Source organism: Streptomyces sp. NPDC050806, from assembly GCF_055586425.1.
This window is the reverse complement of sequence record NZ_JBVJIF010000009.1, coordinates 418,605-433,977: the sequence shown is the minus strand read 5'-3', so window position 1 is coordinate 433,977 and position 15,373 is coordinate 418,605. Positions and strand designations below refer to the sequence as shown.

Below are 15,373 nucleotides of genomic sequence, written 5' to 3'. Positions count from 1 at the left end.
ACCGCCGCGAAACGCGCCGTCCCTAGCGTCGGAGCGGGTGACTTCGAGAGCCGGGAGGCGCGATGACGGTGGCACGCAGGGGCAAGCGGTGGATCGAGGAGTGGGATCCCGAGGACGCGGCGTTCTGGGCGGACGGGGGTGAGCGGATCGCGCGCCGCAACCTGTGGTTCTCCGTGCTCTCCGAGCACATCGGCTTCTCCGTGTGGAGCCTGTGGTCGGTGATGGTGCTCTTCATGGGGCCCGAGTACGGCGTCGATGCGGCCGGGAAGTTCTTCCTGGTCGCGATGCCCACGGTGGTCGGCGGGGTGCTCCGCGTGCCGTACACGTTCGCGGTGGCGCGCTTCGGAGGACGCAACTGGACGGTGCTGAGCGCGTTGCTGCTCCTCGTGCCGACCGTCGCCGCGGCCTTCGTGATGGAGCCGGGCACCTCGTACACCACCTTTCTGGTGGTCGCGGCGCTCACCGGAGTGGGCGGCGGCAACTTCGCCTCCTCCATGACCAACATCAACTCCTTCTTCCCGCTGCGCGAGAAGGGGTGGGCGCTGGGCCTGAACGCGGGCGGCGGGAACATCGGCGTACCCGTCATCCAGCTCCTGGGCCTGCTGGTCATCGGTACGGCGGGTGCCGCGCACCCGCGCCTCGTGCTGGGCGTCTACCTCCCGCTGATCGTGCTCGCCGCCCTGTGCGCGGCGCTGTTCATGGACAACCTGGCGCCGGTCACCAACGACACCGGCGCGGCCAAGGAAGCGGCGCGCGACCCGCACACCTGGATAATGTCGCTGCTCTACATCGGCACCTTCGGGTCGTTCATCGGCTACAGCTTCGCCTTCGGGCTCGTCCTGCAGAACCAGTTCGCACAGACTCCGCTGCAGGCGGCCTCGCTGACCTTCATCGGGCCGCTGCTCGGCTCGCTGATCCGGCCCGTCGGCGGAAAGCTCGCCGACCGCTTCGGGGGCGCGCGGATCACGCTGGGGAACTTCGCCGCCATGAGCGTCGCGACGGGCGTCGTGATCGCCGCCTCGGTACGGGAGTCGCTGCCGGTCTTCCTCGTCGGCTTCATCGCCCTCTTCGTGCTCACCGGCCTCGGCAACGGCTCCACGTACAAGATGATCCCGGCGATCTTCCAGGCCAAGGCGGTCTCGCGCGGGCTGGCCGGCGAGGCGGCCGCGGCCTACGGGCGGCGCCTCTCGGGCGCGGCCATGGGGCTGATCGGCGCCGTCGGCGCGCTCGGCGGCCTGGGCATCAACCTCGCCTTCCGGCAGGCGTTCTCGACCGGGGGCTCCGGCACGCCCGCCTTCGTGTCCTTCCTCGTGTGCTACGCACTGTGCGCCGCCGTGACCTGGGCCGTATACCTCCGGCCCACCGCACCGGAGCCGGACGCGCAGGCCGAGGAGGCGCAGCGCCCGGCGTACGCCGAGGTGTGAGCGGACACGCCCGGTGACGGCCCCGGCGGGAACGTCCGGGGCCGCCCGGGCGTAACACTGGAGAAATGACGGTGAACCCGGGCCGACACGGACCCTTGACAGCATCAGAGGGCCGATCGGTCCGCCGGACCGCCCGGGACGGACGCCCGGGGACGGCAGGGCCCGGCCGCCGTTGAGCCGGCGCACATCACTGCGGAGCGGGACGAGAGCCACATGCACGACGGACAGCGAAACGACCTACCGGACGACAGCGGACCGAAGGAGCGGAGCGGCGGGCAGCCACTGGCCGGCTTCACCATCGGGGTGACCGCGGCCCGCCGCGCCGCCGAGCTGGGCACGCTCCTGGAGCGCCGCGGCGCCGAGGTCGTGCACGCGCCCGCGCTGCGCATCGTGCCGCTCACCGACGACACCGAGCTGCTGGCCGCCACCAAGCAGCTCATCGACGACGCGCCGGACATCGTGGTGGCCACCACCGCCATCGGCTTCCGCGGCTGGGTGGAGGCCGCCGAGGGCTGGGGCCTGGGCACCGCGCTGCTGGAGCGGCTGGGCGGCGTACGGCTGCTCGCCCGCGGCCCGAAGGTGCGCGGCGCGATCCGCGCGGCCGGTCTCACCGAGGAGTGGTCGCCCGCATCGGAGTCCATGGCCGAGGTGCTGGACCGGCTGCTGGAGGAGGGCGTGGACGGCAGCCGGATCGCGCTCCAGCTGCACGGCGAGCCGCTGCCCGGCTTCGTGGAGTCGCTGCGCGCCGCGGGTGCCGAGGTGGTCGGCGTGCCGGTCTACCGCTGGATGCCCCCGGAGGACATCGGCCCCGTCGACCGGCTGCTGGACGCGGTGCTGGCCCGCACCGTCGACGCGGTGACCTTCACCAGCGCCCCGGCCGCCGCGTCGCTGCTGCGCCGCGCCGAGGAGCGGGGCGTGCACGCCGAGGTGCTGGCGGCACTGCGGCAGGACGTCCTGGCCGCGTGCGTCGGCCCGGTGACCGCGCTGCCCCTGGAGAACCACGACATCGCGACCGTCCAGCCCGAGCGCTTCCGGCTCGGCCCGCTCGTCCAGCTGCTGTGCCAGGAACTCCCCGGCCGGGTAAGGCCGTTGCCGATCGCCGGGCGGCGGCTGGAGATCCGCGGGCACGCGGTGCTCATCGACGGCGAGCTGCGCCCCGTGCCGCCCGCCGGGATGTCGCTGCTGCGCGCGCTGGCCAGGCGGCCCGGCTGGGTGGTCTCCCGCGGTGACCTGCTGCGCGCGCTGCCGGGCGCGGGCCGCGACGAGCACGCCGTGGAGACGGCGATGGCCCGGCTGCGGGCGGCGCTGGGCGTCCCGAAGCTGATCCAGACGGTGGTCAAGCGCGGCTACCGGCTCTCGCTGGACCCGCACGCGGAGACCAAGTACGCGGACGAGCAGTCGCGTTGACGCGGGGGGCCGGTGTGGCCGGCCGGCGCCGCGAGGCCGGTACCGAGGGTTCCGGCGAGCCGCCCGGCCGGGCACTCTGGAGGGAGACGTTGTCCCCGAAGGAGTGACAGGCACATGGCGGCCCCTTACGACCTGCGGTTCGACTGCGGGCGGATCTGCCTTGACCTGGTGGCCACGACCGGCGATCCGTCGGCCGAACGGCTCCTCGGCCCCGACCACTTGAGAGCCTGGCTCGTCGGCGCGGGCGTCGTACCGCGCAGCACGCCGCTCGACGCCGTCGACGGCAGCTGGGTCGCGCGCTTCCGTGCGCTGCGCGAACTGCTGCGGCGCATCGTCCACGACGAGATCCGCGGCCGGGCCGCCGACCGCGACCTGGCACTGCTCAACGCCACGGCCGAGGCCCCGCCACCGCCCGAACGCGCCGTACGCGGCGTGGACGGCGCGCTGGAGCGCCGCTGCGCACGCGCGCCGGACTGCGCAGGTCTGATGGCCGCGGTCGCCCGGGACGCGGTCGGCATGCTGACCGACGCGGTGGCACGCGGCCAGCTGCGCCAGTGCGAGGGCGAGACATGCTCGCGGATCTACCTGGACACCTCGCGCGGCCGGCGGCGGCGCTGGTGCTCCAGCGAGGTGTGCGGCAACCGCGAGCGGGTCGCCCGGCACCGCCGCCGCGCCCTCGGCCCCGCCTCCCGCGTCACCGGCTGAACACCCGCACGCCCGCGTACGTACTCCACCGCGAGCTCCCGAAGGCCGGGGGCCCGGACCCGGAACGGAGTCCGTTCCGTCCTATCGACCGGGGAGTGGCGTTGCGCGAGGATGCCGTCGTGGCCGACCGGACGACGCCCGACGAAGAACTCATGCGGGCCTTGTACGAGGAGCACGCGGGACCGCTCCTCGCCTTCGTCCTGCGGCTGGTGGCCGGCGACCGCCACCGCGCCGAGGACGTGGTCCAGGAAACCCTGCTGCGCGCCTGGCGCAACGCCGACCAGCTGCAGCGCGCGACCGGGTCCGTACGCCCCTGGCTGGTGACCGTGGCCCGCCGCATCGTCATCGACGGGCACCGCAGCCGCCGGGCCCGCCCCCAGGAGGTGGACGCCGCGCCCCTGGAGACGCTGCCCGCCGCCGACGAGATCGACCGCGCGCTGCGCCTGATGACGATCTCCGAGGCGCTGGCCGACCTGAGCCCGGCGCACCGGGAGGCCCTGATCGAGACGTACTTCAAGGGACGTACGGTCAACGAGGCCGCGGAAGTGCTGCGAGTGCCGCCCGGGACGGTGCGGTCCCGGGTGTTCTACGCCCTGCGCTCCCTGAAGCTCTCCCTGGAAGAACGAGGAGTCACGGCGTGAACCGGCCCCACCCGCCCGCCGAGCCGGCGGACCACACCGACGTCGGCGCCTACGCGCTCGGCGTGCTGGACGCCGCCGACGCCGCCCGCTTCGAGGAACACCTGGCCGACTGCGACCGCTGCGCCGCCGAGCTGGACGGCCTGCTCGGCCTGCCCCCGCTGCTGGCCGGGCTCGCCGACGACGGCACGGGCGCCCCGCCCTCCGAGGCCACGCTCGTCCCGAAGCCCTCGCGGCGCGTCCTGGGCGGCCTGCTGGCCGAGGTCGCCGCCGTCCGGCGGCGCGGCCGCCGGCGGCTCGCCCTCGTGGCCGCGGCCGTCGCGCTGATCGTCGGCGGGCCGCTCGCCGCCCTGGCGGTGACCCGCGAAGCCCCGCAGCCCCCGCCGCAGGCCGTGAGCCCGGCCGAGCAGATGTACGACAGCGGCCGGGACAAGCACACCGCGGTCGACCCGGACACCAAGGTCGCCGCGGGCGTGGCCATGGCCGACCGCCCGTGGGGGACCTCCGTCGCGCTCCGCCTCGGCAACGTCAAGGGCCCGCTGACCTGCTCCCTCGTCGCCGTCGGCAAGGACGGCGACGAGCAGACCGTCACCACCTGGGCGGTGCCGGACGGCGGGTACGGCATCAAGGGCGGCGCCACGAAGTGGAGCCGGCAGCCGCTCTACACGAACGGCGGCGCCGCCATGAGCCGCGCCGAGATCGACCGCTTCGAAATCCGTACCCTCGCCGGCGAGCGGCTGGCCGCCGTCGACGTCTGACCGGACACCCGCGCTGCCGCACAGGTGCGCCCGCGACCTGCTTCGCGTACGGTTGACGGCTGCCCTACGCACAGCAGAAGGGGGCCTGGGTGGCCGCGCAGAACGCCACGCACGCGCCGGAGAACTCCACGCACGCGCCGGATTCCGTACCTGACAGCGACTCCGTCCGCGACCGCGAGATCGCGGGCGAGCAGACGCATCTGGACCGGGTGTACCGGCGCCTGGAGGAGAAGATCCACGAGGCACAGTTCCTGATGGACGACGCCGCCAAGCGCGGTCAGGTCGGCACGCCCGGCGCGCTCGCCGAACGCGACGCGCAGGTCTTCCAGGCCGGCGTCCACCTGCACCGCCTCAACTCAGAGTACGAGGACTTCCTCTTCGGCCGCATCGACCTGCTCCTGGGCAAGGACGGCAAGCGGGGCCCGGACGGCGCGTACACCTCCGTCGAGCCCGCCGACGGCGCGATCGGCGCCGACCACCGCGCGGAGATCGCCGAGACGCTGCACATCGGACGGCTCGGCGTGCTGGACGCCGACTACAGCCCGCTGGTCATCGACTGGCGGGCGCCCGCCGCCGCGCCCTTCTACCGCGCCACCCCGGTCTCCCCGGGCCGTGTCGTGCGCCGCCGCGTCATCCGCTCCAAGGGCCGCAGGGTGCTCGGCGTCGAGGACGACCTGATGCGCCCGGAGGTCACCGCCACGCTGGCCGGCGAGGAGCTGCCGGCGGTCGGCGACGGCGCGCTGATGGCCGCCCTCGGCCGGGCCCGCAGCCACTCCATGCGCGACATCGTCGCCTCCATCCAGGCCGAGCAGGACATGGTGATCCGGGCGCCCGCCGCCTCCGTCACCGAGGTCGAGGGCGGCCCCGGTACGGGCAAGACGGCGGTCGCCCTGCACCGCGCCGCCTACCTGCTCTACCAGGACCGGCGCCGCTACGCGGGCGGCATCCTCATCGTCTCGCCCACCCCGCTGCTGGTCGCGTACACCGAGGGCGTGCTGCCCTCGCTCGGCGAGGAGGGCCAGGTCGCCATCCGCGCGCTGGGCTCCCTGATGGAGGGCGCCGAGGCCACCGCGTACGACAGTCCTGCCGTGGCGCGCGTCAAGGGCTCCTCGCGCATGCTGAAGGTGCTGCGCAAGGCGGCCCGGGGCGCCCTGGAGCTCGCCGCAGACACCGCCCCGGCCGAAGCGCCGGACGGTCAGCTGGCCTTCGGCGACATGGACGAGGAGGACACCGCCCCGGCCGTGCCCACCGACCGCCTCCGGGTGGTCGCCTTCGGCTCCCGGATCGAGCTGGACGCCGCCGAACTGCGCCGCATCCGTACCGCCGCTCTCGGCGGCACCGCGCCGGTCAACCTGCTGCGGCCGCGCGCCCGCCGGCTGATCCTCGACGCGCTCTGGGCGAAGACCGGCGGGGACCGCCGCTACAGCGACCCGGAGCTGGCCGCCGAGGCGCGGTCCGGGTTCGACGAGGACATCACCACCGAGCAGGACTTCCTCGACTTCCTGGACGCCTGGTGGCCGGAGCTGACGCCGCGCCGGGTGCTCGCCGCCATGGCCGACGAGAAGCTGCTGGGCCGCTGGTCCCGGCGGGTGCTCCAGCACCGCGAGGTACGGCGGCTGGCCCGCTCGCTGGGCCGCCTGGACGCGCAGGGCCTGGGCCCGCTCTCCGTCCACGACGTCGCGCTCCTGGACGAGCTCCAGCTGATCCTCGGCGCCCCGGCACGCCCCGCCCGGCAGCGCGAGGCCGACCCGCTGGACCAGCTCACCGGACTGGAGGAGCTGACCACGTTTGCGGACCGCAACTCCTCGGGGCGCAGCCGCCGGGAGCGGCTCGCGGAGGAGCGCACGGACTACGCGCACGTCATCGTCGACGAGGCGCAGGACCTGACGCCCATGCAGTGGCGGATGGTCGGCCGCCGCGGCCGGCACGCCACATGGACCGTGGTGGGCGACCCCGCGCAGTCCTCGTGGTCGGACCCGGACGAGGCCGGGGAAGCGCGGGACGAGGCGCTGGGCACCCGCCCGCGCCGCCGCTTCACCCTCACCGTGAACTACCGCAACCCGGCCGAGGTCGCCGAACTGGCGGCGCGTGTCCTGGCGCTGGCCATGCCCGGCATGGTCGCGCCGGAGGCGGTGCGCTCCACGGGCCTGCGGCCGCGGTTCGCCGTCGCCGGGGACCGGCCGGGCGACTCCGTACGGGAGGAGGCGCGCCGGCTGCTGGACGAGGTGGACGGCACGGTCGGTGTGGTCGTGGCCATGGACCGCCGGGAGGAGGCGCGCGGCTGGCTCGCGGACCTGGGGGACCGCGTGGTCGCGCTGGGCTCGCTGGAGGCCAAGGGGCTGGAGTACGACGCGACGCTGGTGGTCTCGCCCGCCGAGATCGCCGACGAGTCGCCGGCCGGGCTGCGGGTGCTGTACGTGGCGCTGACGCGGGCGACGCAGCGCCTGACGGTGGTCTCCGGGGCGCGTGACGAGCCGGACGCGGACGGGGTGCCGGACCTGCTGCGCGACTGACGGATCCGGGGCGGGTCCCGGCGTACTCCGCTACGGGATTCGCTTACGGGACTCGGGTGTTCGGGGACATTGCCCGAGACGGCCGCAGTGTTAGCCTGTAGGTGGCACCGGCCCGATCCAAGCCCCCGGGCCCAACCATAGTCGCTTCGAGCGACCACTTGCCGCGAGGCGAGCATGGCGGGTCGGTGCCACCTCAACTTCTCCAGCGTCACGGACAGGTCCGTGTCACCGGTGGGCCGGAAGGTCAGCCGATGACGCGGACCTGTTCCGCTTGCGGGCCCTTGCGACCCTGGGCGATCTCGAATTCCACCCGCTGGGTGTCCTCCAGATTCCGGAAGCCGTCGCCGCTGATCGAGCTGTAGTGGACGAAGACGTCAGGTCCGCCGTCCTCCTGTGCGATGAATCCGTAACCCTTCTCGGAGTTGAACCACTTCACGGTGCCCTGAGCCATATCGCCCATCCTTGCGTGTCTTTGGGGTACTGCGCGCAAGATCTTAAGGGCGGTACGGCAGAGTTTCTCCCTATTAAGGCCGTTTTTCAGGCGAAGGAGTGGGGGGTTCCGCCGAGCTGACTAGCTCTCGTATGGTGGAAGAGTCATTCCGAAACTTGTGGCTGGTTACCGTGTACCGGCTGGTAGGTGGGACGATCGGACGATGCGCAGGACATCCGAGCTCCTGGGGCAGCGCATAGGGAAACAAGCGAAAGCAGAGGAAGTCGGCCATGGCAACGGCGCCTAGCGTCTCGTATTCGATGACGGTGCGACTGGAAGTTCCCGCGAGCGGCACCGCCGTCAGCCAGCTCACCACGGCCGTGGAGTCCTCCGGCGGGTCGGTCACCGGCCTCGACGTGACCGCTTCCGGCCACGAGAAACTCCGGATCGACGTCACCATCGCCGCGACGTCCACCTCGCACGCGGACGAGATCGTCCAGAAGCTGCGCGAGATCGAGGGCGTCTCGCTCGGCAAGGTCTCCGACCGCACGTTCCTGATGCACCTCGGCGGCAAGATCGAGATGTCGTCGAAGCACCCCATCCGGAACCGTGACGACCTGTCCATGGTCTACACCCCCGGCGTCGCCCGCGTCTGCCAGGCCATCGCGGACAACCCCGAGGACGCCCGCCGCCTCACCATCAAGCGCAACAGCGTCGCGGTGGTCACCGACGGCTCCGCCGTGCTCGGCCTGGGCAACATCGGCCCCAAGGCCGCGCTGCCCGTCATGGAGGGCAAGGCGGCCCTCTTCAAGCGCTTCGCCGGCATCGACGCCTGGCCGATCTGCCTGGACACCCAGGACTCCGACGCCATCGTGGAGATCGTCAAGGCCATCGCCCCCGGCTTCGCGGGCATCAACCTGGAGGACATCTCCGCGCCCCGCTGCTTCGAGATCGAGGCGCGGCTGCGCGAGGCCCTGGACATCCCGGTCTTCCACGACGACCAGCACGGCACCGCGATCGTCGTGCTCGCGGCCCTGACCAACGCGCTGCGCGTGGTCGGCAAGAGCATCGAGGACGTACGCGTCGTCATGTCCGGCGCGGGCGCCGCCGGTACGGCCATCCTCAAGCTGCTGCTGGACGCCGGCGTCAAGCACGCGGTCGTCGCCGACATCCACGGCGTGGTGCACGCGGGCCGCGAGGACCTGGTCTCCGCCGACCCCGACTCGGCGCTGCGCTGGATCGCCGACAACACCAACCCCGAGGGCGTCACCGGCACCCTCAAGCAGGCCGTGGTCGGCGCCGACGTCTTCATCGGCGTCTCGGCGCCCAACGTCCTGGACGGCGACGACGTGGCCCGGATGGCCGAAGGCGCGATCGTGTTCGCACTCGCCAACCCCGACCCGGAGGTCGACCCGGGCGAGGCCCGGCAGACCGCCGCCGTCGTGGCCACCGGCCGCTCGGACTTCCCGAACCAGATCAACAATGTGCTGGTCTTCCCGGGTGTCTTCCGCGGTCTGCTGGATGCGCAGTCGCGTACGGTCAACGAGGACATGATGCTGGCCGCGGCCCGCGCCCTCGCCGACGTCGTGCTGGAGGACGAGCTGAACGCGAACTACATCATCCCCAGCGTGTTCAACGACAAGGTCGCCGGCGCGGTCGCCGGGGCCGTCCGGGACGCCGCCCAGGCCGCCGGAGCCGCTGTGACGGGCGGCACGACCGCCTGATACGGCGCGTCGCACGACACGCGGCCCTCAGGCCCCCCATAGGGTGGCGGACAGCGCATGACTGGCCGCTGCCCATGGGCGGGGCCCCGGAGCATGACGCGGAGCGTCACCGGTGCGTCACCCTCTCGGGGCGATGGCGCTCTTCGTGTGACCCTCCAGGGCGCCGGATTGGCTTTACCGCCGCAGGTGGGGGCAGGATGCGTTACCGGGCGCGAGGGTCTGAACGGCAGACCCGGGTCCGGGGACTGTCCGAGGGCCCTGGCAGCATCGGCTTCGCTGTGCTTGATATGCGGCTCCGCCGCGTGGCACGCCCATTGGCAAGAAGAACACGGGAGTAATACATGAACCGCAGTGAGCTGGTGGCCGCTCTGGCCGACCGTGCCGAGGTGACCCGCAAGGACGCCGACGCCGTTCTGGCCGCGCTCGCCGAGACCATCGGTGAGGTTGTCGCCAAGGGCGACGAGAAGGTCACCATCCCCGGCTTCCTCACCTTCGAGCGCACCCACCGTGCCGCTCGCACCGCGCGCAACCCGCAGACCGGCGACCCGATCCAGATCCCGGCCGGCTACAGCGTGAAGGTCTCCGCGGGCTCCAAGCTCAAGGAAGCCGCCAAGGGCAAGTGATCCGGCACCGTGCTCCCGGGACGACGGGGCACGGACGGGACATCACAGGAGAGGCAGCCATCCCGAGCCGGATGGCTGCCTTTCGCATGTGCGGACGTACCCGGAGTACGCCGCCGTGAGCCCGCCTCAGCGGGCACGAGAACGCCGAAGGGCGACCACCGGGTTCTGGTGGCCGCCCTTCGGCGGTACGGGCGTCAGGCCCGGCCACAGCGCGCCGCGCCGGGCCCGTGGCGGGTCAGTCCTTCAGCGTGCCGTTCGGCAGTTCGACCTGGGCGCCCAAGGAGACCAGCTTGTCCATGAAGTTCTCGTAGCCGCGGTTGATCAGGTCGATGCCGTGGACGCGGGACGTGCCCTGCGCCGCCAGCGCCGCGATCAGGTACGAGAAGCCGCCGCGCAGGTCGGGGATGACCAGGTCGGCGCCCTGGAGCTTGGTGGGGCCGCTGACGACAGCGGAGTGCAGGAAGTTGCGCTGGCCGAAGCGGCAGGCCGAGCCGCCCAGGCACTCGCGGTAGAGCTGGATGTGCGCGCCCATCTGGTTCAGCGCGGAGGTGAAGCCGAGCCGGGACTCGTACACCGTCTCGTGGACGATCGACAGGCCGGATGCCTGCGTCAGCGCCACCACCAGGGGCTGCTGCCAGTCGGTCTGGAAACCGGGGTGCACGTCGGTCTCCAGCGCGATGGCGTTCAGCGAGCCGCCCGGGTGCCAGAAGCGGATGCCCTCGTCGTCGACCTCGAAGGCGCCGCCGACCTTCCGATAGGTGTTCAGGAAGGTCATCATTTCGCGCTGCGAGGCGCCGCGCACGTAGACCTGGCCTTCGGTGGCCAGCGCGGCGGACGCCCAGGAGGCGGCCTCCAGCCGGTCCGGCAGCGCCCGGTGGTTGTACCCGCCGAGCTTGTCGACGCCGGTGATACGGATCGTCCGGTCCGTGTCCATCGAAATGATCGCGCCCATTTTCTGCAGGACGCAGATCAGGTCCTCGATCTCCGGCTCCACCGCGGCGTTCGACAGCTCGGTGACGCCCTCCGCCAGGACGGCGGTCAGCAGCACCTGCTCGGTCGAGCCGACGGACGGGTACGGCAGGCGGATCTTCGTACCGCGCAGCCGCTGCGGGGCCTCCAGGTACTGGCCGTCGGCCCGCTTCTCGATGACCGCACCGAACTGGCGCAGCACGTCGAAGTGGAAGTCGACCGGCCGGCCGCCGATGTCACAGCCGCCCAGGCCCGGGATGAAGGCGTGGCCGAGGCGGTGCAGCAGCGGGCCGCAGAAGAGGATCGGAATCCGCGAGGACCCCGCGTGCGCGTCGATGTCGGCGACGTTGGCGCTCTCCACGTGCGACGGATCGAGGATCAGCTCCCCCGACTCGTCGCCCGGTCGTACGGTCACGCCGTGCAGCTGCAGCAGGCCGCGCACGACGCGCACGTCACGGATGTCGGGCACGTTGCGCAGCCGGCTCGGCTCACTGCCGAGCAGCGCGGCGACCATGGCCTTGGGCACGAGGTTCTTCGCGCCGCGGACCTTGATCTCGCCCTCCAGCGGGGTGCCGCCGTGGACAAGCAAAACGTCGTCGGTCATGGATCTCGCGTTCCTGGAGACGGACAGGGGGCAAGCTGAAATGGTAAGGGCGGTGCGGGGGTAGTCCGTAGGGCCGAGCGGCCCCAGTTCATGTAATAGCTCTGTCACAACACGTACGGTTTATCTGCCGGAACGGACCGTGATGTGAGAGAGGGCCCGGAAGCGCCGGGTCGGTCGCCGTACGTCCCGTCCGCTCCGGAGTGCGGGCATACGGGTGCACCCAATGGCTCCCCGGACCGGCCCGAAGTGCGGGATCATGTCGCCATGACCGAGGTGTCCTCGCTCACCGGACGGCTGCTCGTCGCGACCCCGGCGCTCGCCGACCCGAACTTCGACCGGGCCGTGGTGCTGCTCCTCGATCACGACGAGGAGGGCTCGCTCGGCGTCGTCCTGAACCGTCCCACGCCGGTCGGTGTGGCGGACATCCTCCAGCCCTGGGCCGAGCTGGCGGGCGAGCCGGGCGTGGTCTTCCAGGGCGGCCCGGTGTCGCTGGACTCCGCGCTCGGCGTCGCGGTGGTCCCGGGCGAGGCGGGCGAGCTCGACGGGGGCCCCACGGGCGACGGCGCCGACACCGACGGTGACGGCCCGCTCGGCTGGCGCCGCGTGCACGGCGCGATCGGCCTGGTCGACCTGGAGGCCCCGCCCGAACTGCTCTCCGCCGAGCTCGGCTCCCTGCGCATCTTCGCGGGCTACGCGGGCTGGGGGCCGGGCCAGCTGGAGGAGGAGCTGGCGGAGGGGGCCTGGTACGTCGTCGAGTCCGAGCCGGGCGACGTCTCCTCGCCGTCCCCCGAACGCCTCTGGCGTGCTGTGCTCCGCCGCCAGCGCAACGAGCTGGCGATGGTGGCGACGTACCCGGACGACCCCTCGCTGAACTAGCCGGCCCTCTTCCGGGCGGGCGGGCCGGTGGCCGGCAGCGGCGATCGGCGGTCGGAGCCGGTGGTCGGCGGGCCGGCGGGTCGTTCAACTTCGTACGGGCCGCGGCGCCCGGTACGGCGCGTGCGTGAGTACCCTTGGCAGTTATGAGCACTCTTGAGCCCGAGCGCGGGGCAGGTACGGGCACCCTCGTGGAGCCGACACCACAGGTGTCGAACGGCGACGGTGACCACGAGCGCTTCGCCCACTACGTCCAGAAGGACAAGATCATGGCGAGCGCCATGGACGGCACGCCCGTCGTCGCGCTCTGCGGCAAGGTCTGGGTCCCGGGCCGCGACCCGAAGAAGTACCCGGTCTGCCCCATGTGCAAGGAGATCTACGAGTCCATGAGCGCCGGTGGCGACAAGGACAAGGGCGGCAAGGACGGCGGCAAGAAGTAGGCCCCGGACCGCTCCGTACGGTGGCGCCCGGCCCGCTCCCTCCGAGGAGAGCGGGCCGGGCGCCGTGCTGTCCGCCGGTGCCGGCTCAGCCGTCGGTGCGCCGGGAGAGGTCGAAGACGCCGGCGCTGTCCGCCGCGGCGACGCACAGGTTGGGGTAGCCGCGGACGACGAACGTGGCGTTGCCCTGCCAGATGCTCTTCGCCGCGACCGTCACCGGGCGGTGGATCTTCGGGCAGGGCCGGGGCTGCGGCCGGAGCCGCTGGAAGTCGCCGTTCACCGGCGCCAGCGCGCGGCAGGCCGAGCGCGCGCGTGGGTGGGTGCCCCCGGTGGGGAAGCAGCGCAGGGTCGCCCGCGCGATCACCCTGCCCCCGGTGCCCTCGCCCGCGTGGATGACGATGCTCGCCTCGCGGGGCACCGCCTGCGGGGGAGCGGCGGCGGCCGGTGCCGTGGCGGCCGTGAGCGGCAGCAGGCCGAGGGCGGCGACGGCGAGCAGGGTGGCGCGAAGGCGTCTCTTGCGCACCGGCGGATTCTGTCGCATGAGCGGATTCCTTACGATCGGCTGAAAGTTGGGTGAGACGGACATCTCGTCTCATGGATAGCCCCGGCGCGGTGTCGCGCGGCTGATTGTGGGCCGCAGGTGGCGTGTCGGCCGGCCGCTCCGCCCCTCGCCCGCTGGTGGGCAACCCGCGCCCCATTGCAGGGAGTTATGGCCCGGAGACGGGGAGCGGCGCCTTTCCCGGGTGTTTCCCGGGGCGCCACCGGGACTTCCCGCCGTGTGCGGGCCGGGTTTTCCGGGCGGGGATCGCCGCCGGGGTCAAGTACCCGGCCGGACACGTGAATGACGGCCTGTCACGACCGCGGGCGGGCGCGCGGGGCGGCGACGGCGCCCGCTCGGACGCCCGATCGACGGACCGCCCCCAAACGTGTGAGCCACCCCGAAAGGCGGACGCGGTACGGCCGGGCCCCTGGCACCGTGTACCCACGCTGCGGGGGCGGGCGGCCCGGCCCCGGTGCGTCGGCCGGTGTGCCGAACATCCGCGCGGAACGCCCGTGCGGACGCCGTACGACGTCAAGTGGCGTCAAGGGCGCGGTGCGTGCGGTACGTGCCGTAACGCACAGTGCTTGAGAAAGGTGGCAATACGCTCTCTTCGGAGGTCCAGGACGGTGCGGGGCGAACCAGGAACTTCGCGCCGGTCGGTGACGGATCCTGCCTTCATGGACCCTCGCGTCGCGGGCCTGCGAAGATGTGCCAGAGTTGCCACGTCCGGGCCGTGAGCACGTACCGTACGGCGAGGCGGAACAGCACAGCCGGGACACCGGGGAAGGGGCAGCTGGGTTGACCACGCACGCACCGCAGGCGTCGCATTCCGTGACGTTGCCGGCCTCGCTCGACGAGGCCGTGGCGGCGCTGGCCGCCATGCCCGCCGCCGTGCCTGTGGCCGGTGGCACCGATCTGATGGCCGCCGTCAACTCCGGGCTGCTGCGCCCGGCGGCGCTGGTCGGCCTGAACCGGATCAGCGAGATCCGCGGCTGGCAGTACCAGGACGGCCACGCGCTGCTCGGCGCCGGCCTCACCCTCGCCCGCATGGGGCGCCCCGACTTCGCGGCCCTGATCCCCGGTCTGGCCGCGGCGGCGCGTGCCGCCGGACCGCCGCAGATCCGCAACGCCGGGACGCTCGGCGGCAACATCGTCACGGCCGCGCCGACCGGCGACACCCTGCCGGTTCTCGCCGCCCTCGAAGCCACCGTGATCATCGCGGGCCCCGGCGGCGCCCGTCGCGAGGTGCCGGTCAGCCACCTGCTCGCCGGCATGGAGATGCTGCGCCCGGGCGAGATCGTCGGCTTTGTGCGCGTACCGCTGTTGCACGCGCCGCAGACCTTCCTGAAGGCCACCGGACGGACGGGCCCGGGGCGCGCGGCCGCATCCGTCGCGCTGGTCCTCGATCCCGCGCGCCGGGGCGTTCGATGTGCGGTCGGGGCGGTCGCGATGATGCCGCTGCGCCCGCTGGAGGCCGAGCAGTGGGTGGCCTCCCTCATCGACTGGGACAACGACCGCGGCCTGGCCCCCGAAGCGCTGACCGCCTTCGGCGACTACGTGGCCGCCGCGTGCATCCCGGATCCCGCGCCGCCGGAGGACGGTACCGAGGCGGCCACCCTGCCGCCCGCCGCCCTGCACCTGCGCCGTACGGTGTCAGCACTGGCGCGCCGAGCACTTGGGAGGGCGCTCTCGTGAGTGAGCGCAGCGAGCGGACCGACAACGGGCAG

Annotated in this window: 14 protein-coding genes; 11 read left to right on the top strand and 3 right to left on the bottom strand. The window is 72.8% G+C overall.

Annotated features, from left to right (window positions below; translation table 11 throughout):
* The first annotated feature begins 62 nt into the window (after positions 1 to 62).
* The 6 genes from ACZ6WH_RS29145 to ACZ6WH_RS29120 all read left to right on the top strand — a co-directional run bounded on the left by ACZ6WH_RS29145 (position 63) and on the right by ACZ6WH_RS29120 (position 7,445).
* Positions 63 to 1,424 carry a nitrate/nitrite transporter gene (locus ACZ6WH_RS29145; RefSeq protein WP_469731882.1) on the top strand — a complete coding sequence of 454 codons (1,362 nt, stop codon included), beginning with the start codon at positions 63 to 65 and terminating at the stop codon, positions 1,422 to 1,424.
* Positions 1,425 to 1,637: 213 nt separating this feature from the next.
* Positions 1,638 to 2,831, top strand: coding sequence for a uroporphyrinogen-III synthase (locus ACZ6WH_RS29140; protein WP_432855022.1), 1,194 nt, complete (start codon positions 1,638 to 1,640; stop codon positions 2,829 to 2,831).
* 114 nt (positions 2,832 to 2,945) lie between these two features.
* The gene (locus ACZ6WH_RS29135; protein WP_432855019.1) at positions 2,946 to 3,536 is read left to right on the top strand and encodes a CGNR zinc finger domain-containing protein; all 591 of its coding nucleotides are present in this window, start codon (positions 2,946 to 2,948) and stop codon (positions 3,534 to 3,536) included.
* A 101-nt stretch (positions 3,537 to 3,637) separates the two neighbouring features.
* Positions 3,638 to 4,177: a sigma-70 family RNA polymerase sigma factor gene (locus tag ACZ6WH_RS29130; protein WP_432855016.1), complete on the top strand. Its 540-nt coding sequence runs from the start codon at positions 3,638 to 3,640 to the stop codon at positions 4,175 to 4,177.
* Positions 4,174 to 4,932 (top strand): zf-HC2 domain-containing protein, encoded by a 759-nt coding sequence (locus ACZ6WH_RS29125; protein ID WP_469731881.1) that lies wholly within the window; start codon positions 4,174 to 4,176, stop codon positions 4,930 to 4,932. The genes ACZ6WH_RS29130 and ACZ6WH_RS29125 overlap by 4 nt, the downstream gene beginning before the upstream one ends.
* 89 nt (positions 4,933 to 5,021) lie before the next feature.
* Positions 5,022 to 7,445: a HelD family protein gene (locus tag ACZ6WH_RS29120; RefSeq protein ID WP_469731880.1), complete on the top strand. Its 2,424-nt coding sequence runs from the start codon at positions 5,022 to 5,024 to the stop codon at positions 7,443 to 7,445.
* 244 nt (positions 7,446 to 7,689) lie between these two features.
* Here the strand turns inward: ACZ6WH_RS29120 and ACZ6WH_RS29115 are convergent, their stop codons facing one another.
* A complete protein-coding gene (locus ACZ6WH_RS29115; RefSeq protein WP_030250355.1) occupies positions 7,690 to 7,896 on the bottom strand; it encodes a cold-shock protein in 207 nt (68 codons plus the stop codon).
* Positions 7,897 to 8,165: 269 nt separating this feature from the next.
* Between ACZ6WH_RS29115 and ACZ6WH_RS29110 the strand changes: the two genes are divergently transcribed.
* Positions 8,166 to 9,599 carry an NAD-dependent malic enzyme gene (locus ACZ6WH_RS29110; protein ID WP_399711079.1) on the top strand — a complete coding sequence of 478 codons (1,434 nt, stop codon included), beginning with the start codon at positions 8,166 to 8,168 and terminating at the stop codon, positions 9,597 to 9,599.
* Between the two features lie 341 nt (positions 9,600 to 9,940).
* The gene (locus tag ACZ6WH_RS29105) at positions 9,941 to 10,222 is read left to right on the top strand and encodes an HU family DNA-binding protein (RefSeq protein WP_103834809.1); all 282 of its coding nucleotides are present in this window, start codon (positions 9,941 to 9,943) and stop codon (positions 10,220 to 10,222) included.
* 235 nt (positions 10,223 to 10,457) lie between these two features.
* On the opposite strand, the gene murA is transcribed toward ACZ6WH_RS29105, so the two are convergent.
* Positions 10,458 to 11,795 (bottom strand): UDP-N-acetylglucosamine 1-carboxyvinyltransferase, encoded by a 1,338-nt coding sequence (gene murA, locus ACZ6WH_RS29100; protein WP_469731879.1) that lies wholly within the window; start codon positions 11,793 to 11,795, stop codon positions 10,458 to 10,460.
* 264 nt (positions 11,796 to 12,059) lie between these two features.
* On the opposite strand from murA, the gene ACZ6WH_RS29095 reads away from it, so the two are divergent.
* Together ACZ6WH_RS29095 and ACZ6WH_RS29090 are read left to right on the top strand one after the other, a co-directional pair.
* Positions 12,060 to 12,671 carry a YqgE/AlgH family protein gene (locus ACZ6WH_RS29095; protein WP_469731878.1) on the top strand — a complete coding sequence of 204 codons (612 nt, stop codon included), beginning with the start codon at positions 12,060 to 12,062 and terminating at the stop codon, positions 12,669 to 12,671.
* 143 nt (positions 12,672 to 12,814) lie between these two features.
* On the top strand, positions 12,815 to 13,108 hold the full coding sequence (locus tag ACZ6WH_RS29090; protein ID WP_361562617.1) for a DUF3039 domain-containing protein: 294 nt from the start codon (positions 12,815 to 12,817) through the stop codon (positions 13,106 to 13,108).
* A gap of 85 nt (positions 13,109 to 13,193) precedes the next feature.
* Here the strand turns inward: ACZ6WH_RS29090 and ACZ6WH_RS29085 are convergent, their stop codons facing one another.
* Entirely contained in the window at positions 13,194 to 13,646 is a 453-nt protein-coding gene (locus ACZ6WH_RS29085; RefSeq protein WP_469731877.1) for an SSI family serine proteinase inhibitor, read from the bottom strand.
* Positions 13,647 to 14,444: 798 nt separating this feature from the next.
* Between ACZ6WH_RS29085 and ACZ6WH_RS29080 the strand changes: the two genes are divergently transcribed.
* Positions 14,445 to 15,341 carry an FAD binding domain-containing protein gene (locus ACZ6WH_RS29080; protein WP_432854998.1) on the top strand — a complete coding sequence of 299 codons (897 nt, stop codon included), beginning with the start codon at positions 14,445 to 14,447 and terminating at the stop codon, positions 15,339 to 15,341.
* Positions 15,342 to 15,373: the final 32 nt, after the last annotated feature.